Source organism: Hyphomicrobium sp. DY-1 (genome assembly GCF_047497105.1).
GTDB lineage: Bacteria > Pseudomonadota > Alphaproteobacteria > Rhizobiales > Hyphomicrobiaceae > Hyphomicrobium_B.
In genome coordinates this window covers 14,281-31,970 of record NZ_CP134870.1, presented here as the reverse complement: position 1 = coordinate 31,970, position 17,690 = coordinate 14,281, and the positions used below count along the sequence as shown (strand labels likewise).

Below are 17,690 nucleotides of genomic sequence, written 5' to 3'. Positions count from 1 at the left end.
AAGCCGAAAGGCCTTTGGAGGAGAAGAAATGGCAAAAGTCAGTTCGATCGAAAAGAACAACCGCCGCCGCAAGATGGTGGCGGAGCAAGCCCCGAAGCGTAAGCGCCTGAAGCTGCTCGCTAAGGACAAGACCAAGACGCCGGAAGAGCGTTTCGCTGCCCGCTTGAAGCTGGCCGAGATGCCCCGTAACGGCTCGAAGGTGCGCATCCGCAATCGCTGCGAGATCACCGGCCGCCCGCGCGGCAACTACCGCAAGCTCAAGATGTGCCGCAACCAGCTCCGCGAGCTGGCGAGCCAGGGCCGCATCCCGGGCATGGTCAAGTCGAGCTGGTAAGAGGAAGCATCAATGTCCGTGAATGATCCCATCGGCGATATGCTCACTCGCATCCGGAACGCCCAGATGCGTCGCCGTCCGAAGGTTGCGACCCCGGCCTCGAACCTCCGCGCGCGCGTCCTCGACGTTCTCGCTGAGGAAGGCTACATCCGTGGCTATAGCCGCGTCGAAATGAAGGGCGAACTCCCTCAGTTCGAGATCGAGCTCAAGTATTACAATGGCCAGCCGGCCATCCGTGAGATCGAGCGTATCTCGAAGCCGGGCCGCCGCGTTTATTCGCCCGTGAAGGGCATCCCGACGGTCGCCAACGGCCTCGGCGTCGCCATTCTGTCCACGCCGAAGGGCGTCATGTCGGACACGAAGGCGCGCGAAGCCAATGTCGGCGGCGAAGTCATCTGCAGTATTTTCTAAGGCTGGGGCTTTGGCCTCGGCGAAACAAGGTTTGAAGAAGCCATGTCGCGCATCGGTAAGAAACCCGTTCCGGTCCCGTCGAACGTAACGGCGACGATCACCGGTCAGACCGTCAAGATGAAGGGACCCAAGGGCGAACTCGCCTTTGTTGTTCCCGACGCTTTGAAGGTTCAGAGAACGGACGAAGGCATCGACGTCAGCCTTCTCGAAGACACCAAACTTGCACGCTCGAAGTGGGGCATGTCGCGCACTCAGATCGCGAACCTCATCAAGGGCGTGACGGACGGCTACAGCCAGGATCTCGAAATCCATGGCGTGGGCTTCAAGGCGTCCATGAAGGGCAAGGATACGCTGACCCTTTCGGTCGGCTACAGCCACGACGTCGTGCTGAAGATTCCGGCCGGTGTCGAGGTCAAGGTTGGCGGCGCCAAGCAGGAACTGGTCAACGTTTCCGGCATCGACAAGCAGGCGGTCGGCCAGGTGGCATCCGTCATCCGCGCCTCCCGCAAACCTGAGCCTTACCAGGGCAAGGGTGTGCGTTATAAGGGCGAATACATCCTCCGCAAGGAAGGTAAGAAGAAGTAGGATCGGCACCGATGGCCAATATGAACCAAAAACTTGCGAACCGCCGTGCGCGCGTTCGCCGTGCCGTCAAGGCAGCCTCCAACGGCCGCCCCCGGCTTTCTGTTCACCGCTCGTCGGAGAACATCTACGCTCAGGTGATCGACGACGTGAAGGGCGTAACGCTCGCCGCTGCCTCGACGCTCGAGAAGGACGTCAAGGGTACGCTGAAGACCGGCGCCGACAAGGCGGCCGCTGCAGCCATCGGCAAGCTCGTTGCAGAACGCGCTGTCAAGGCCGGCGTCACCGAGGTCGTTTTCGATCGCGGCAGCTTCCTGTTTCATGGGCGCGTCAAGGCGCTCGCCGATGCCGCCCGTGAAGGCGGTCTGAAGTTTTAAGATATACTCGAGAGGAACTAGATCGTGGCACGTGGACCCCAGAGAGAGCGTGGCAGAGACCGCGAGGAACGCGATAGCGAGTTTTCCGATAAGCTCGTGCACATCAATCGCGTTGCGAAGGTCGTCAAGGGCGGTAAGCGCTTCGGCTTCGCTGCGCTGGTCGTCGTCGGCGACCTGAAGGGCCGCGTCGGTTTCGGCCACGGCAAGGCGCGTGAAGTGCCCGAAGCGATCCGCAAGGCAACGGAAGGCGCCAAGCGCAACCTTCTCCGCGTGCCGCTGCGCGACGCTCGCACGCTTCATCACGACAGCGTCGGCCGTCACGGCTCGGGTAAAGTGATCCTGCGCTCGGCTCCGGCCGGTACGGGTATCATCGCCGGTGGTGCAATGCGCGCCGTCTTCGAGATGGTCGGCGTTCACGACATCGTCGCGAAGTCGATGGGCTCGACGAACCCTTACAACGTCGTTCGCGCCACGTTCGACGCGCTGAAGGCCCAGGAAAACCCGCGCGGCGTCGCAGCACGTCGCAACAAAAAGGTTTCCGATATCGTATCGCGCCGTCGCGACGGCTCGTCGATTGCCGAAGCCGGCGCCGACGTCTGATAGAGAACAACGAAAGCGGCCGGTTGTGCCGTGCCGCTTTGCTATGGGATTTTGAGGTTACGACATGTCGAAGAAAACGATCACGCTGAAGCAGGTGCGCAGCCCCAATCGGCGCCCCGAGCGGCAGGCTGAGACGCTGATCGGCCTCGGGCTGAACAAGCTCGGTCGCACCTCGACGCTCGAAGATACCCCGGCCGTCCGCGGCATGCTGAAGAAAGTTCAGCATCTCGTCCAGGTCGAAGAAGGGAAATAACCTCGCTCGGCGGCCGGCTCCCGGAACGGGAGTCGCCGAGCGCAAGCAAAGAAGGATCTGGGTCCCATGCGGCTCAATGGCATTAAAGACAACCCCGGCGCCAAGAAAACGCGCGTCCGCATCGGCCGTGGTATTGGTTCGGGCCTCGGCAAGATGGGTGGCCGCGGCGGCAAGGGCCAGACGGCCCGTACCGGCGTCGCGATCGGCGGCTTCGAAGGCGGCCAGATGCCGTTGCATCGTCGTCTGCCGAAGCGTGGCTTCAACAAGTGGCGTCCGCAGGATTTCAACGAGATCAACGTCGGCTCGCTGCAGCAGGCCATCGAAGACAAGCGTCTCGACGGCTCGAAGCCGGTTGACCTTGCGACGCTGATCGAGGCCGGCATCGTTCGCCGCCCGAAGCACGGCCTGCGCCTTCTGGGCGACGGCGAGATCAAGGCCAAGATCTCGATCACGGTCAACCATGCTTCCGCCAAGGCGAAGGAAGCGATCGAGAAGGCCGGTGGCACGATCACGCTGATCGAGCCGAAGGTCATCGCCGCCGACGAAGAAAAGCGGAAGAAGTCAGAGGCCAAGAAGGCTGCTCAGGGCAAGAAGCCCGGCGCCGCGAAATCGGAAGATTAATCGCGCGCCCGGCCGGAGCGGGGGACTGGTCCCGGCCGAGCGTTCGAGGCTGGAAGGCACTGGAAACGGCGCGTTCCGGACCCAAGTTGTGGTTGGGCCTGTCGGCCATCGCCACAACGGTTAGGAGAAGAGACCAATGGTTTCCGCTGCCGAGCAGCTTGCTTCGAACCTGAATTTCAGCGCCTTCGCAAAGGCGGAGGATTTGAAGCGGCGCCTGTGGTTCACGCTTGGTGCGCTGATTGTCTTCCGCCTGGGCACGTTCATTCCGCTGCCGGGCATCAATCCGGCCGCATTCGCCGAGACCTTCAAGTCTCAGGCGGGCGGCATTCTTGGCATGTTCAACATGTTCTCGGGCGGTGCGCTTCAGCGTCTCGCCATTTTCTCGTTGAACATCATGCCGTACATCTCGGCGTCGATCATCATGCAGTTGATGAGCTCGATTTCGCCGAAGCTCGAAGCCCTCAAGAAAGAGGGTGAGGCGGGCCGCAAGCAGATCAACCAATATACGCGCTACCTGACGGTCGTGCTCGCAGCGCTCCAGGCTTACGGCATCGCTGTCGGCCTTGAAGGCTCGCGCAACGCCGCCGGCGCCGTCGTCATGGATCCCGGCCTGTTTTTCCGCGCCACGACCGTTATTACGCTGGTTGGCGGCACCGTGTTCCTGATGTGGCTCGGTGAGCAGATCACGCAGCGTGGCGTTGGTAACGGCACGTCGCTGATCATCTTCGCCGGTATCGTCGCGGGCCTTCCCGGCGCGCTGGTACAACTTTTCGAGCTGTCGCGTACCGGCTCGATCTCGCCCGGCATTCTCGTGTTCTTCCTGGCGCTCGCTCTGGCGGTCGTCGCGGCCATCGTCTTCTTCGAGCGCGCCCAGCGGCGTCTGCTCGTCCAGTATCCGAAGCGACAGGTCGGCAATAAGATGTTCCAGGGCGAGGCTTCGCACTTGCCGCTGAAGCTCAACTCGTCGGGCGTCATTCCGCCGATCTTCGCCTCGTCACTGCTGTTGCTGCCGATCACGGTTGCCCAGTTTACGGCAGGGCAGGGGCCGGAATGGCTCAACGAGGCGGTCGCCGCGCTCGGTTCAGGCCAGCCGCTCCACATGCTTGTGTACGCGCTGCTGATCCTGTTCTTCGCGTTCTTCTACACCGCGGTTGTGATCAACCCGAAGGAAACGGCCGACAACCTGCGCAAGTACGGCGGCTTCCTGCCCGGTATCCGCCCTGGCGATAAGACCGCCGAGTATATCGACTACGTTCTGACCCGCATCACCGTCGTCGGCGCACTCTATCTTGCAGCAGTCTGCGTTCTCCCTGAGATCCTGACGTCCTACGCCGGCATCCCGCTCTACTTCGGTGGCACCTCGCTGCTGATCGCCGTCAGCGTCACGATGGATACCGTCGCTCAGGTCCAAAGCCACCTGATCGCCCAGCAATACGAAGGCCTCATCAAGAAGGCCAAGCTTCGCGGGGCGCGCCGATGATCCTGATGCTGTTGGGTCCGCCAGGAGCGGGCAAAGGGACGCAGTCGCAGATCATTTCCGAGAAGCTCGGACTGCCTCAGCTTTCCACCGGCGACATGCTCCGCGCGGCCGTGAAAGCCGGAACGCCGGTCGGCCTCAAGGCCAAGAAGATCATGGCGGAAGGCGGCCTCGTCAGCGACGAGATCGTGATCGGCATCATCGCCGACCGCATTTCCGAGCCGGACTGCGCCAAGGGCTTCATTCTGGATGGTTTTCCGCGCACACTGCCCCAGGCCGACGCGCTGGACGATCTGCTAAAGTCGAAAAACCGCCATATCGATTGCGTGATCGAGCTGAAGGTCGACGACACCAAGCTCGTCGAGCGGATCGAGACCCGCGCTCGCGAAACGCTCGCGGCAGGTGGCACAGTCCGCGCCGACGACAATGCGGAAGCCCTGAAAACGCGCCTGATCGCCTATTACCGCGAGACGGCGCCGCTCATTGGTTACTATTATGCTCACAAGCTGCTGAAGTCGATCGACGGCATGGCGCCGATCGCCGACGTAAGCCGCCAGATTGGTGCATTGTTGAATCAATTCCAGGATGCTTGACAAAGAAAAAAGCACGCATTGACGGAAGGGAAGACCCGAGGTAGAACACGCAACTTTCTTCTAGGGCTCAACTTGATCCGACCAGGGCTTGAACCCCCGGTTCTGCGGTCGTTGCGCCTTTTGGCACTTGAGAAATATCGAAGACGGCATCGTTAATTCGACACGAGATTTATAGGCAGGAGACTAGAAGTGGCCCGCATCGCAGGCGTCAACATTCCGACAGGCAAGCGCGTTGAAATCGCGCTGCGTTATATTCATGGCATTGGCCCCAAATTCTCGAAAGAGATTTGCGAGAAGTGCAGCATCCCGCCGGAGCGCCGCGTCAATCAGCTGACCGACGCTGAGGTCCTGCAGATCCGTGAAACCATCGACCGCGATTACACGGTCGAAGGCGATCTTCGCCGCGAAGTTCAGACCAACATCAAGCGCCTGATGGACCTCGGTTGCTACCGCGGTCTTCGTCACCGCAAGGGCCTCCCCGTTCGCGGTCAGCGCACGCACACGAACGCCCGCACCCGCAAGGGCAAGGCTGTTCCGATCGCCGGTAAGAAGAAGGCGACGAGGTAGTTCGTCACCGCAAATTTCTGCGCGCCGGTCTGGTTTTTAAAATCTCCGGCGCGCGCAACGTTTTTAGCCTCATCGGTTGAGGCATGGAGCAACGACGGTAATGGCCAAGGAAGCAGCAGCGCGCGGCAAAGTCAAAAAGCGCGAGAAGAAGAACATCACGTCGGGCGTCGCGCACGTCAACGCGTCGTTCAACAACACCATGATCACGATCACCGACGCGCAGGGCAACACGATCGCCTGGTCGTCTTCGGGCACGAAGGGCTTCAAGGGCTCGCGCAAGTCGACGCCCTACGCTGCTCAGATCGCTGCCGAAGATGCCGGCAAGAAGGCCCAGGAGCACGGCATGAAGGTGCTCGAAGTCGAAGTCTGCGGTCCGGGCTCGGGTCGTGAATCGGCACTCCGCGCGCTTCAGGCTGTTGGCTTCCAGATCACCTCGATCCGCGACGTGACGCCGATCCCGCACAACGGCTGCCGTCCGCGCAAGCGCCGTCGCGTCTAATACGAAATTCTGCCAGCGCGCCGCTCGTCCGGCGCGCGGCGATGCATGCACTGCTCAAGAGATTCCGCGGCCCGCTCCCCCGTCCGCGCCAAACTAAACGAGGTATCTCGTGAACGTTCTCCAGAAGAACTGGCAAGACCTGATCAAGCCGTCGAAGCTTGAAATTCAGACCGGCCGCGATCGTTCGCGCATCGCGACGGTCGTCGCTGAGCCGCTTGAGCGCGGCTTCGGCATGACGCTCGGCAACGCGCTCCGCCGTGTGCTGCTTTCGTCGCTCCAGGGCGCCGCCATCAAGACCGTGCAGATCGACGGCGTGCTGCATGAGTTCTCGTCGGTCCCCGGCGTCCGCGAAGACGTGACGAACATCATCTTGAACATCAAGGAAATTGCGCTCCGCATCCACTCGGAAGGCGTGAAGCGCATGGTGCTCAAGAAGGAAGGCGCAGGCCCTGTCACCGCCGGCGACATCGAGATGTCGTCCGAAGTCGAAGTTCTGAACCCTGACCACGTGATCTGCCACCTCGACCAGGGCGCCGCGATCCGCATGGAGTTCACCGCCGACATCGGCAAGGGCTACGTCGCGTCCGACCGCAACCGTCCGGAAGATGCGCCGATCGGCCTGATCCCGGTCGACAGCCTTTATTCGCCGGTCAAGAAGGTCTCCTACAAGGTTGAGAACACCCGCGAAGGCCAGATCCTCGACTACGATAAGCTCACGATGGTCGTCGAAACCGACGGCTCGGTCCGCCCGGAAGATGCCGTCGCGCTTGCCGCACGCATCCTGCAGGACCAGCTCGCGGTCTTCATCAACTTCGAAGAGCCGAAGAAGGCCCAGGAAGAGCAGCGCCATCCGGAGCTCGCCTTCAACGCCGCGCTTCTCAAGAAGGTCGACGAGCTCGAGCTTTCGGTCCGCTCTGCGAACTGCCTGAAGAACGACAACATCGTCTACATCGGCGACCTGATCCAGAAGACGGAAGCCGAGATGCTGCGCACGCCGAACTTCGGCCGCAAGTCGCTCAACGAAATCAAGGAAGTCCTCGCCACGATGGGTCTCCATCTCGGCATGGAAGTTCCGAACTGGCCGCCGGACAACATCGACGAGCTGGCGAAGCGTTTCGAAGACCAGTACTAAGAATTCCGGCTGGCCCGCGGTTCGTGGGCCGGCCGAATACCCGGATAGCTCAGAGAGCACCGGGTCCGATGAGCGAAGGTGAGGCCACAGAAACTCCCGCGCTCAGACCGGACAGCAATCCGCTGACGGTTGCTTTCACAATGTAAGGATGAAGACACGATGCGACACAAAAAGCTCGGCCGCCGCTTTGGCCGCCACGTTGGTCACCGCCAGGCGATGTTCTCGAACATGGCGGCTGCCCTCATCAAACACGAACAAATCGTCACCACGCTGCCGAAGGCAAAAGACCTGAAGCGCGTCGTCGATAAGTACATCACGCTCGCAAAGCGCGGCGACTTGAACTCGCGCCGTCTGGCTATCGCGCGCCTGCGTGACGAAGACATGGTCAAGAAGCTCTTCGACGTGCTCGCTGCACGCTACAAGGACCGCAACGGCGGCTACACGCGCGTGCTGAAAGCCGGTTTCCGCTACGGCGATAACTCGCCGCGCGCCGTCATCGAACTCGTCGATCGCGACGAGAGCGTGAAGGGCGCCGAGGACAAGGCCCGCCACGAAGCCATGCTCGCCGAGCAGGCCCAGAGCTAACTCGCGCTCGAAGCGACCAGCACGAATTTGCTATGGCCGGGCTTGCTCCGGCCATTTGCGTTTGTAGCTCGCAAGTTATGGCGTTGATGGGCTCGTTAGACTGGCAGCCAAAATCAAAAACCCCGGCGCTGAGAGCTGCGCCGGGGTTTTGCTTTGGGGGCGATATGATGTGTAAGCGTGCGTAGGAGCGGGATTAAATCCTGCAGGCTCAGCACATCGAGAAATTGCGATGCCCCCTCCAGCTCTTTCGCCGAGGTTGTCGCTCATCTGCATTACACGTGTGTGACGCGAGCCCCGCAGACTGCATTTTATCGTCGATCTGACGTTGCCATCTGGACGCTTTCTGCCCGACTATCGTCTCTATTCGGTGCGCGAGGCGCGTGCCGCCTTTGAAACGGTTGGTGCGTCACATGCCTTCGGATTCTCAGGTCGTCGTCACCGGCGCAACCGGTCTTGTCGCCAAGTATACGATTGCCGAGTTTCTGCGTCGTGGACACAATGTTCGCGGCACGCTGAGAAACATGGGTAAGGCGGACGGCGTTCGCGCGGCGGTGACGCGCCTCGGTGCTGATGCTTCGAAGCTGTCGTTTGCGGTCGCCGATCTGACTAGCGATGCCGGCTGGGACGACGCCATCGCGGGCGCCAATGCCGTCGTTCACACCGCTTCGCCGTTTCCGATTTCGCAGCCGGACGATCCCGATGACGTGATCTTGCCGGCGCTCGATGGCACGCTGCGCGTTCTCCGCTCCGCCACGAAGGCTGCCGTCACGCGCGTGGTGCTGACGTCATCCACCGTCGCGATCTTCTACCCCAGTGGCGTGTCGGCGGGGCACATCTATTCCGAGCAGGATTACAGCGACGAAACACGCCCCGATCTGACGCCCTACGTCAAATCGAAAACCATCGCCGAAAAGGCCGCGTGGGACTTCGTCGAGTCGACACCCGGTGCCCCCGAGCTGGTCGCCATCAATCCGAGTTTCGTGCAAGGCCCGGCCGTCGATGCCGATCTTTCGACCTCGCACGAGCTTTATCGTATCATGGCGAAAGGGACCTATCCGGCAGCTCCGAGCATAAGCTTTCCCGTGACGGATGTGCGCGACGTCGCCGCAGCGCACGCGGAAGCGGCAGTACGCCCCGGCGTCGGCGGCAGCCGCTATCTGGTCGGCGAGGGGCGCTTGAGCCTTTATGAACTGGGCCGCATCATGGCGCGCGAACTGCCGGATCTCGCGTCCAAGGTGCCGAAATTCGAGCTTCCCGACTTTGCCGTGCGAATAGCTGCCATATTCGACAGGAAGTTGCGGACCGTTCTGCCTGAGCTCGGCGAAAAGAAAGACTACACCAACGCCAAAGTGAAGGCAGAACTGGGCCTTACGCTCCGTAACGCCGACGACGCCGTCGTCGCCGCGGTTCGATCATTACGAGACCTTAGGTTGATCTGACCGTACCCCAGACCTTATCTCTGCGATCGGATTCGTCTCGCCGGAGACGGTCGAGCATCAACTATGGGGCGGTCTTGCAAGACCCATCGCGAAGAGCTGATCGATGACAATGAAGAAATGGATCCTCGTCTGTGCTGCCATCGTCGCTGGTGCGGCCGTCACACCGAAGATCTTCAGTCCGGCGGAAACGGCGTCCGCCCAAGAGAAGATGCCGCCGCCCTCGCGCGAGGCTATCCAGTATTCCTACGCGCCGATCGTGAAGAAGGCCGCGCCTGCCGTCGTCAACGTCTATGTCCGCAGCCGCGTTCGCACGTTCGACTCGCCCTTCGCCAACGATCCCTTCTTCCGTCATTTCTTCGGCGACGCTTTCGGCCGTCCGTCAGAGCGTGTGTTGAGTTCGCTGGGCTCCGGCGTCATCGTCAATCGCGAGGGCCTCGTCGTCACGAACACGCACGTCATCAAGGGCGGCAGCGACGCCGCCATCCGCGTGGCGCTTGCCGATAAGCGCGAGTTCGACGCCAAGGTCATCGCGCAGGACGACAAGGCCGACATCGCCGTGCTGAAGATCGAAGGCGGCGACGGTAATTTCCCCTATCTGCAGTTCGATGATTCAGATTCGCTCGAAGTCGGCGATCTCGTGCTCGCCATCGGCAACCCCTTCGGCGTCGGCCAGACCGTAACGAGCGGCATCGTCTCGGCCTTGTCGCGTTCGGAGATCGGTCAATCGGACAGCCAAGTCTTCATCCAGACCGACGCGGCCATCAATCCCGGGAACTCCGGCGGCGCGCTGGTCGATATGTCCGGCCGCCTCGTCGGCATCAACACGATGATCTATTCGCAGTCCGGCGGTTCTGTAGGTATCGGCTTTGCCATTCCGTCGAACCTGGTTCGCGTCTATGCCGAAAGTGCGGAGAAGGGCCGGAAGGTCGAAAAGCCGTGGCTCGGCGCTAAGATCGAAGCCATGACGCGGGACTTCGCCGAAGGCCTCGGCCTCGATCGCGTTTCGGGTGCCGTCGTCACCCGACTTTACGATAAAGGGCCGGGCGCAGACGCCGGCCTTCAGGCCGGAGACGTAATTACGCATGTCGATGGCGTTGAGGTCGTCGATGCGCGTGCCGTCTATTATCGTTTGATGACGAAAGGCATCGGCCGCACGGCGAAGCTGACCGTCATTCGCAACAAAAAGCCGGTCGATATAGAGATGCCGCTCGTCGCTGCGCCGAAGCCTGGCAAGGGCGACGCCAAGAATCTCTCGGGCAATCACCCGCTCGATGGTGCGCGCATTTCCAACATCCTGCCGTCCGTCGCCGACGAGTATAATCTCGATCAAACTGACGGCGTCGTCGTGACGTCAGTGCGCGACGGTTCGCTGGCTCAGCAGTTCGGCTTCCAGCCGGGTGATGTCATCGTCGCCATCGGGAAGAAGAAGATCGCCAACGTAGACGAGGCTGACCAAGCACTCGAAACGCGCCAGCAGCTCTGGCAGATCTCCGTCAAGCGCGGCAACCGCGTCCTCCAGCTTCAGGTGCCGGGTTAGGGATCGCAGCCCTGGATGTTAACCTCGATTGCCGCGCAACTGTCGAGAAGCTGACAAAATCATGGCCGAGGTTACGCCTCGCGGCCTCCACGGTCGCGCCCTGTAGGCGTAACGGAGTGAGCCGATGTCCGAGAACCGTGGCGTGCTGATCATCGGCGAGGACGCCGTCCTGAAGGGCGAGGTCACTAGCGGCCAGCGCGTCGAAATCTGGGGCTACGTCGAAGGCGGCGTCACGGCTTCCGACGTCATCGTGCAGGAAGGCGGCAGGCTCTTCGGCGCCATCAATTCCGATACCGCAGAAATCCGCGGCACCATCCAGGGCGACGTCCGCGTCCAGCAGCTCATTCAGATCAAGAGCACCGGCCACGCCGCAGGTAAGATCAAATACGGCCGCTTGTCGATGGAAGAGGGCGGCGAACTCACGGCCCACGTCCGTAACATCCCGCCCACCCTTGGCGGCGATCTCGACCTGACCGTCACGAAAGGCCGTTCGGTGCGCATCACCACGGCCGACCTCAACGCCCTTGATCCCGACGACCGCCCCGAAAATCTGACGTTCCATATCTCGAACGCGTCGGGCGGTTCCGTCGTCCTGTCCAACGATCCTGCGCAGGCCGTGGCGACGTTCTCGCAGGCTGACCTCGAACGCGGCATGGTCTATTTCACGCACGATGGCTCGGACGCGGCACAGGCCCGCTTCGACGTCGAAGTCAGCGACGTCTCCGGCGCCACCTCCGGCACGCCACAAACGGTCAACGTCGCTGTACGGAACGATTAGCTAAAATCGGACACCCATCTCCAACTGCCATCATCCCGGCGCAGGCCGGGATCCAGACAAGTCGCGACAGCCGTTGGGTGCCGACCTTCGTCGGCATGACAAAGGGTGAAGCGAATGTCCGCGCCCAGCGGCCGGCTCCGCGGAGCGGAGTTGCTCGGCGCAAATAAAGCACTCGGCCGGCGCGCGGGACGCGTGTCGCCAAGCGCCACCAAAAGAGCCTTTGGACGCCAGCCGCGCGGCCTTATATAAGGCGCGTATGACCAATCTCTTCGAAGCCGCCGGACTGGAAAAGAGCGCACCCCGGCCGCTCGCCGATAGGCTGCGCCCCAAGACGCTGTCGGAAGTCGTCGGCCAGGAAGATATCGTCGGACCCGAAGGCACGCTGACGCGGATGCTGAAGAGTGGCCGCGTGCCGAGCCTTATTTTCTGGGGGCCGCCCGGCTCCGGCAAAACAACGATCGCGCGCTTGCTCGCAGGCGAAACGAACCTTGTGTTCGAGCAACTCTCGGCCATCTTCTCCGGCGTCGCCGAGTTGCGCAAAGCCTTCGACCGTGCCAAGATCATGCGCGAGCAGGGCAAGGGCACGCTGCTCTTCATCGATGAGATACATCGCTTCAACCGTTCGCAGCAGGACAGTTTCCTGCCCTACATGGAAGACGGCACGATCACGCTCGTCGGCGCCACGACCGAGAACCCGTCGTTCGAACTCAACGCCGCTGTCCTTTCGCGCGCGAGCGTGCTCGTTCTCAATCGCCTCACGGACGAAAATCTCGAAACGATACTGGAGCGCGCCGAAAAAGAAGTCGGCCGGACGCTCCCGCTTGACGACGACGCACGCGACGCGCTGAAGGGCATGGCTGACGGCGACGGCCGATCGATCCTCAACCTCGTCGAAGACGTTTTCGCCGCCGTTCCTGCGAAAGGCAAACCGCTCAATCGCGAGGCCCTCGTCAAACTCGTGCAGCGCCGCGCGCCGCTTTACGACAAGTCGCGCGAAGGGCATTACAACCTGATCTCCGCGCTGCATAAGGCCGTGCGCGGTTCCGATCCCGACGCCGCGCTCTATTATTTCTGCCGCATGCTGGATGGGGGCGAGGATCGCTTGTTCCTGGCGCGCCGCATCGTACGGATGGCCGTGGAAGACATCGGCCTCGCCGATCCGCAGGCGCTTGTGGTCGCGAATGCTGCCAAGGACGCCTATGATTTCTTGGGCTCTCCTGAAGGCGAACTTGCGTTGGCCGAAGCCGTTATCTACGTCGCGACGGCGCCGAAGTCGAACGCCAACTACGTCGCCTACAAGGCCGCGATGCGCGCTGCGAAAGAGCACGGCTCGTTGTCGCCACCGAAGACGATCCTGAACGCGCCCACCAAACTGATGGAGGAAGAGGGCTACGGCTCCGACTACCTCTACGATCACGATCAGCCGGACGCGTTCTCGGGGCAGAACTATTTTCCAGATGCGTTCAAAAAGCGCCCGCAATACTACGACCCGCCCGAGCGCGGCTTCGAACGCGAAATCAAGAAACGCCTCGATTATTGGGCCAAACTCCGCGCCGAACGGAGTAGCAGATAGGCCTCCCCGCCGAGAGGCCTTCCCGCGATTTACAGTTTGGTAAGTCCGCGAACGGTTCGAAATCCGCTACGACTGTTGCGACGTTAGAATGCCGACCTCCGAGGATCGTCAGATGGCCGAACAATCGATAGAACCAAACCCGCGATCGCCGCAGCCGCTGCTGCATTCGATCGCCATTGCCGATCTGCGACCGACGCAGATGACGGTCGGCATGCGCGAGGTCGAGCGCAAACGCGCCGAATGGAAGAAACTCGCGCCGACAAAGACGGGCACATTCCTCGGCCGCCACATGATCCCCGTCGTCCGCGGCCCGAAGAACCGCTACTACGTCATAGATCATCATCATCTAGGCCGTGCACTGCATGACGAAGGCGTGGAGCAGGTTTTGATTTCGCCGGTCGCCGACCTTCGTGCGCTCGACAAAGAAGAGTTCTGGCGCTTCATGGACAATCGCGGCTGGATGCATCCGTTCGACACCGACGGCGAGCGCCAGACGCGCACGGAACTTCCTAAGTCAATAGCCGAACTGGCGGACGATCCCTATCGCAGCCTCGCGGGAGAACTTCGCTTTGCGGGTGGCTACGCGAAGGATGCAACGCCATTCAGCGAATTTCTTTGGGCCGATGCACGCCGCCGCCGTGTCGATGCCAAGATCGCCAAAGGCGATCCCGAATCTGCGCTGACGCAGGCACTTCAGTTCGCCAAAAGCCCCGAAGCATCGTATCTTCCCGGTTGGTGCGGGCCTCATGCACGCTCATAACGATAGCAGGTAAGAGAGAAACATGGCGACGACCGAGCAGCACGTTGTAGAACGCGTTGGCTGGCTTCGGGCCGCCGTCCTGGGCGCCAACGACGGCATTGTCTCGACGGCAAGCTTGATCGCTGGTGTCGCTTCGGCCGATTCCTCGCAGCAATCTATTCTCATTGCGGGCGTCGCCGGCCTCGTCGCCGGTGCGCTTTCAATGGCTGCCGGTGAATACGTGTCAGTCAGCTCCCAACGGGACGCAGAAAATGCCGACCTTGCCCGAGAGCGCAAAGAACTCGTCGAGCAACCGGATTTCGAGCTTCAGGAACTCACAGACATCTATGTTGCCCGCGGCGTTGAGCCATCGCTCGCGCGTCAAGTTGCGCAGCAACTGATGGCGCGTGATGCGCTTGGGGTCCATGCCCGAGAGGAACTTGGCATTTCCGAGTTGACGACGGCACGCCCCATCACGGCTGCGCTGGCATCGGCTGCGTCTTTCGCCGTCGGGGCGGCAGTTCCTGTCCTGGTGGCGCTTTTCTCGCCGGAAGGCCGCGTGACCTGGCTCGTCACCGCCGCCTCTCTTGTCTGCCTCGCGGTTCTCGGCGCCATCGGAGCCCAGGCCGGCGGAGCGAATATTGGGCGTGCCGTCGTGCGGGTAACCTTCTGGGGCGCGCTGGCGATGGCGATAACCGCGGCCATCGGCCATCTTTCTGGGGCCGCCGTTTAGCGGCCGTTTATCTTACCGCCCTTCCTAGCCGCCCGGATCGGCGCTATACGGAATTCCGCTAAGGATTCCTCTTATGATCTTCGCACTTCGCTTGCCACCGGAATTTTCTGGGGCCGCACGACGTTGGACACTCCGATGACCGACACGCCTTCAAAAGTCGAAACGCTGCGCGTCGCGCACGGCGAGGCCGATATGCGCCTCGACCGCTGGTTTCGCGTGCATTTCCCGGAGGTCGGCTACACCTATCTCCAGAAGCTTCTGCGTTCGGGTCAGGTCCGCGTCGATTCCAAGCGCGCGCAGGCGAACGACCGTCTCAATGTCGGCGCAGAAATCCGCGTTCCTGCGATCGTTCGTCAGCCCAAAAAGTCGGGGCCGGGACTGCAGGCCCCTCCCGGCGTCTCAAAGGGCGACCGCGATACCATCGAAAAGATGATCCTGTTCGAGGACGACTACGTTCTCGTTCTAAATAAGCCGTTCGGCCTCGCGGTCCAGGGCGGCACCGGTACGAAGAAACACATCGACGGCATGCTCGAAGGCATGGCTGATCGCTTTGGCGGCGAGCGTCCGCGCCTCGTCCATCGCCTCGACCGCGACACGACCGGCGTGCTGCTCGTTGCGAAAACGCGCGAGGCGGCAGCGAAGCTCGGCCGAACGTTCCAGACGCGCTCCGCTGCGAAAACCTATTGGGCGCTCGTCAAGGGCGTTCCGAAGCCGCCGCAGGGCAAGGTCGAAGCCGCCCTCGTCAAAGCGTCAGGCCCTGATGGGGATCGCGTGCGCAAGGCGAAGCCCGGCGAGCAGGAAGTCGCGATGCACGCGACGACCCATTATTCGGTTGTAGACCGCGCCGCGCATAAGACGGCATGGGTTTCGCTGAAGCCGGTGACCGGCCGCCAGCATCAATTGCGCGCGCACATGCATCTCATCGGCCATCCGATCGTCGGCGACAACAAGTACGAGGGCGACGTTCACATGCCCGCCGAGAACATCGATAAGAAGCTGCACTTGCACGCACGCCGTCTCGTCATTCCGCATCCGAAAGGCGGAAAAACCATCGACGTTACCGCGCCGTTGCCCGATCACATGCGGCGCACGTGGGAACTTCTGGGTTTCGACGAAGAAAAGTTCGAGTAGAAAGCGGCGCGCCAGCCGACCGTTTTGGGGCTGCAGCATAGGCTCAATCAATTCGTGTCTGGGCGGAACGCGGTTGATACGTTCGCAACGGCTACGTCAGTATAGTTGACAAGGAAACTTTATCCATAATATGGTTTCCTTGTAAATCATATTGGGCAACGATGTCTCGAAAGATTCCCGTATCCGACCTAACCGATCACCTTGGCTATTGGCTGAGGTTGGTCTCCAATAACGTCTCGACCACCTTTGCGCGCAGGCTGGTTGCAGAAGACGTAACCGTTGCGGAATGGGTCGTCCTGCGGGTGCTTTTCGACGTCGACGAGCTTGTTCCCAGCAAGCTCGCGACGAGAATGAGTATGACGCGGGGAGCGATCAGCAAGCTCTCCGACAGATTGCTGGCCAAACAGCTGATCGAGAGGAAGGAAAATCTCGATGACGGGCGGGCACATACGCTCAAGCTTTCCGGAAAGGGTAGGAGCCTTGTTCCTCGGCTGGCCAAGCTCGCGGACGTCAACGATCATCAGTTTTTCGGCGTGCTGAACTCAGAAGAACAGTCAGCGCTGAGGCGAACCTTAGAGAAAATCGTTAAGCGCCACAGACTGAATGATATCCCAGTCAATTAATCGGAATGACACCGACAACCCGGGAGCAAGGATGAAGGAGAAACAGACAGCCACTGCCATAGCATCCCTTGCGGCGGCGTATGATGCGAGCATGGACTTTCCGACGATTGTCGGAACGCTGATCGCAGCGGGCTTTGAGGGATATAGCGTCGATTATAGGCGCAAGGTATGCGCTTATTATCTTCCCGACGGAGATAGCATCGAACTCTCATTGCTCCCCGACGAAGAGACGGTAGCACCGGAGTTTCTCGGCGAGACGGTGAAGGCGGCGATCCACGAAGCGCAGAGCGGGGCTCCCGGATACACTTACAAAGGATTTTGCCGAAAGGTGAAAGCCGCTGGTTGCGCCGGCTACATCGTTTCGTTTTTGGGTCGCCGAGTAGTATACTTCGGACGTACCGCCGAGACGCATGTTGAGCACTTCCCCAATTTCTAACGCTTGCCGATGCCTGCGGCCGGAAGGAACGCACCTCTCTCGTCGGGCTTTTTGCTTCAAGTTCCTCTATTTCAATCATTAGAAAATTCGAGCTTTTCCCATAGGGCGCCGTCATGATCGCGGAAATCATCAGGTTCGTTCTTTCGAATTTCACGCTCACGTTTCTCGTTATTGGACTTCTGTTTTCGCTCGCGGCGATCATGCGTGCTCCCAAACCCGTGACAGCGGCCGTGGTCGTCGAGAAGTTGATTTCGTGGCACGTGTTCTGGGCCATCGGCGTCTGCTTCTTCTACAACTTCGTGATGCATTCCTTCTTCGGACAAATGGCGGCTCAGTTCATCGGCTGGGCCGATAGTCCGTTTCAGTTCGAAGTGGGCACGGCGAGCCTCGGCTTTTCAGTCGTCGGGTTTCTGGCGGCGTTCCGAAGCTTCGACCTTCGTCTCGCGGCCATCGTCGGACCGGCATTATTCGCGCTCGGCGCGGGCTTCGGCCACATTTACCAGATCGTGACGCAGCACAATTTTGCGCCCGGCAACGCCGGCGTGATTTTCTATCTGGACTTCCTCATCCCGCTTTTCGGCTTCCTGTTGCTCTGGCTCCAGCATCGCCTCGGCCGGCCGGCCGCCTAATCCGCGCTCGGCGACACGCGTTCCGCGCGCCGGCCGCCATG

Annotated in this window: 23 protein-coding genes; all 23 read left to right on the top strand. The window is 61.2% G+C overall.

From position 1 onward, the window contains the following. Window positions 1-28: 28 nt before the first annotated feature. The 23 genes from rpsN (at window position 29) to RLW41_RS00080 (ending at window position 17,649) form a co-directional block, all read left to right on the top strand. On the top strand, window positions 29-334 hold the full coding sequence (gene rpsN / locus RLW41_RS00190; RefSeq protein WP_013948179.1) for a 30S ribosomal protein S14: 306 nt from the start codon (window positions 29-31) through the stop codon (window positions 332-334). Between the two features lie 12 nt (window positions 335-346). Next, the gene (rpsH, locus tag RLW41_RS00185; protein WP_013948178.1) at window positions 347-745 is read left to right on the top strand and encodes a 30S ribosomal protein S8; all 399 of its coding nucleotides are present in this window, start codon (window positions 347-349) and stop codon (window positions 743-745) included. Between the two features lie 42 nt (window positions 746-787). Next, window positions 788-1,330 carry a 50S ribosomal protein L6 gene (gene rplF / locus RLW41_RS00180; protein WP_013948177.1) on the top strand — a complete coding sequence of 181 codons (543 nt, stop codon included), beginning with the start codon at window positions 788-790 and terminating at the stop codon, window positions 1,328-1,330. 11 nt (window positions 1,331-1,341) lie between these two features. Further along, window positions 1,342-1,704, top strand: coding sequence for a 50S ribosomal protein L18 (gene rplR, locus RLW41_RS00175; protein ID WP_013948176.1), 363 nt, complete (start codon window positions 1,342-1,344; stop codon window positions 1,702-1,704). A 24-nt stretch (window positions 1,705-1,728) separates the two neighbouring features. Beyond that, window positions 1,729-2,304 carry a 30S ribosomal protein S5 gene (gene rpsE, locus RLW41_RS00170; RefSeq protein WP_013948174.1) on the top strand — a complete coding sequence of 192 codons (576 nt, stop codon included), beginning with the start codon at window positions 1,729-1,731 and terminating at the stop codon, window positions 2,302-2,304. A gap of 64 nt (window positions 2,305-2,368) precedes the next feature. After that, window positions 2,369-2,557, top strand: a complete 189-nt coding sequence (rpmD, locus tag RLW41_RS00165; RefSeq protein ID WP_013948173.1) for a 50S ribosomal protein L30 — start codon at window positions 2,369-2,371, stop codon at window positions 2,555-2,557. Window positions 2,558-2,623: 66 nt separating this feature from the next. Beyond that, window positions 2,624-3,178: a 50S ribosomal protein L15 gene (gene rplO / locus RLW41_RS00160; RefSeq protein WP_414463042.1), complete on the top strand. Its 555-nt coding sequence runs from the start codon at window positions 2,624-2,626 to the stop codon at window positions 3,176-3,178. A 136-nt stretch (window positions 3,179-3,314) separates the two neighbouring features. Continuing rightward, window positions 3,315-4,658 (top strand): preprotein translocase subunit SecY, encoded by a 1,344-nt coding sequence (gene secY / locus RLW41_RS00155; protein ID WP_013948171.1) that lies wholly within the window; start codon window positions 3,315-3,317, stop codon window positions 4,656-4,658. Beyond that, window positions 4,655-5,248, top strand: a complete 594-nt coding sequence (locus RLW41_RS00150; protein ID WP_013948170.1) for an adenylate kinase — start codon at window positions 4,655-4,657, stop codon at window positions 5,246-5,248. The genes secY and RLW41_RS00150 overlap by 4 nt, the downstream gene beginning before the upstream one ends. 189 nt (window positions 5,249-5,437) lie before the next feature. Continuing rightward, window positions 5,438-5,815 carry a 30S ribosomal protein S13 gene (gene rpsM / locus RLW41_RS00145; RefSeq protein WP_013948169.1) on the top strand — a complete coding sequence of 126 codons (378 nt, stop codon included), beginning with the start codon at window positions 5,438-5,440 and terminating at the stop codon, window positions 5,813-5,815. A 100-nt stretch (window positions 5,816-5,915) separates the two neighbouring features. Then, window positions 5,916-6,314, top strand: a complete 399-nt coding sequence (gene rpsK / locus RLW41_RS00140; RefSeq protein WP_013948167.1) for a 30S ribosomal protein S11 — start codon at window positions 5,916-5,918, stop codon at window positions 6,312-6,314. Between the two features lie 109 nt (window positions 6,315-6,423). Continuing rightward, on the top strand, window positions 6,424-7,446 hold the full coding sequence (locus RLW41_RS00135) for a DNA-directed RNA polymerase subunit alpha (protein ID WP_013948166.1): 1,023 nt from the start codon (window positions 6,424-6,426) through the stop codon (window positions 7,444-7,446). A gap of 159 nt (window positions 7,447-7,605) precedes the next feature. Further along, window positions 7,606-8,031: a 50S ribosomal protein L17 gene (rplQ, locus tag RLW41_RS00130; RefSeq protein WP_013948165.1), complete on the top strand. Its 426-nt coding sequence runs from the start codon at window positions 7,606-7,608 to the stop codon at window positions 8,029-8,031. A 410-nt stretch (window positions 8,032-8,441) separates the two neighbouring features. Continuing rightward, window positions 8,442-9,470, top strand: coding sequence for an NAD-dependent epimerase/dehydratase family protein (locus tag RLW41_RS00125; protein ID WP_414463041.1), 1,029 nt, complete (start codon window positions 8,442-8,444; stop codon window positions 9,468-9,470). Window positions 9,471-9,573: 103 nt separating this feature from the next. Next, window positions 9,574-11,007, top strand: coding sequence for a Do family serine endopeptidase (locus RLW41_RS00120; protein WP_414463040.1), 1,434 nt, complete (start codon window positions 9,574-9,576; stop codon window positions 11,005-11,007). A 124-nt stretch (window positions 11,008-11,131) separates the two neighbouring features. Beyond that, window positions 11,132-11,785, top strand: coding sequence for a polymer-forming cytoskeletal protein (locus RLW41_RS00115; protein ID WP_414463039.1), 654 nt, complete (start codon window positions 11,132-11,134; stop codon window positions 11,783-11,785). A gap of 256 nt (window positions 11,786-12,041) precedes the next feature. Beyond that, window positions 12,042-13,358 carry a replication-associated recombination protein A gene (locus RLW41_RS00110; protein ID WP_414463038.1) on the top strand — a complete coding sequence of 439 codons (1,317 nt, stop codon included), beginning with the start codon at window positions 12,042-12,044 and terminating at the stop codon, window positions 13,356-13,358. Between the two features lie 112 nt (window positions 13,359-13,470). Next, window positions 13,471-14,118, top strand: coding sequence for a ParB-like protein (locus RLW41_RS00105; RefSeq protein ID WP_414463037.1), 648 nt, complete (start codon window positions 13,471-13,473; stop codon window positions 14,116-14,118). Window positions 14,119-14,140: 22 nt separating this feature from the next. Beyond that, window positions 14,141-14,830, top strand: a complete 690-nt coding sequence (locus tag RLW41_RS00100) for a VIT family protein (protein WP_414463036.1) — start codon at window positions 14,141-14,143, stop codon at window positions 14,828-14,830. Window positions 14,831-14,965: 135 nt separating this feature from the next. Next, a complete protein-coding gene (locus RLW41_RS00095; RefSeq protein WP_409560355.1) occupies window positions 14,966-15,961 on the top strand; it encodes an RluA family pseudouridine synthase in 996 nt (331 codons plus the stop codon). 161 nt (window positions 15,962-16,122) lie between these two features. Then, window positions 16,123-16,584 (top strand): MarR family winged helix-turn-helix transcriptional regulator, encoded by a 462-nt coding sequence (locus RLW41_RS00090; protein ID WP_414463035.1) that lies wholly within the window; start codon window positions 16,123-16,125, stop codon window positions 16,582-16,584. A 31-nt stretch (window positions 16,585-16,615) separates the two neighbouring features. Next, window positions 16,616-17,020, top strand: coding sequence for a DUF1398 family protein (locus tag RLW41_RS00085; protein ID WP_414463034.1), 405 nt, complete (start codon window positions 16,616-16,618; stop codon window positions 17,018-17,020). Window positions 17,021-17,133: 113 nt separating this feature from the next. After that, window positions 17,134-17,649, top strand: coding sequence for a DUF6790 family protein (locus RLW41_RS00080; RefSeq protein WP_414463033.1), 516 nt, complete (start codon window positions 17,134-17,136; stop codon window positions 17,647-17,649). The last annotated feature ends 41 nt before the right edge of the window (window positions 17,650-17,690 follow it).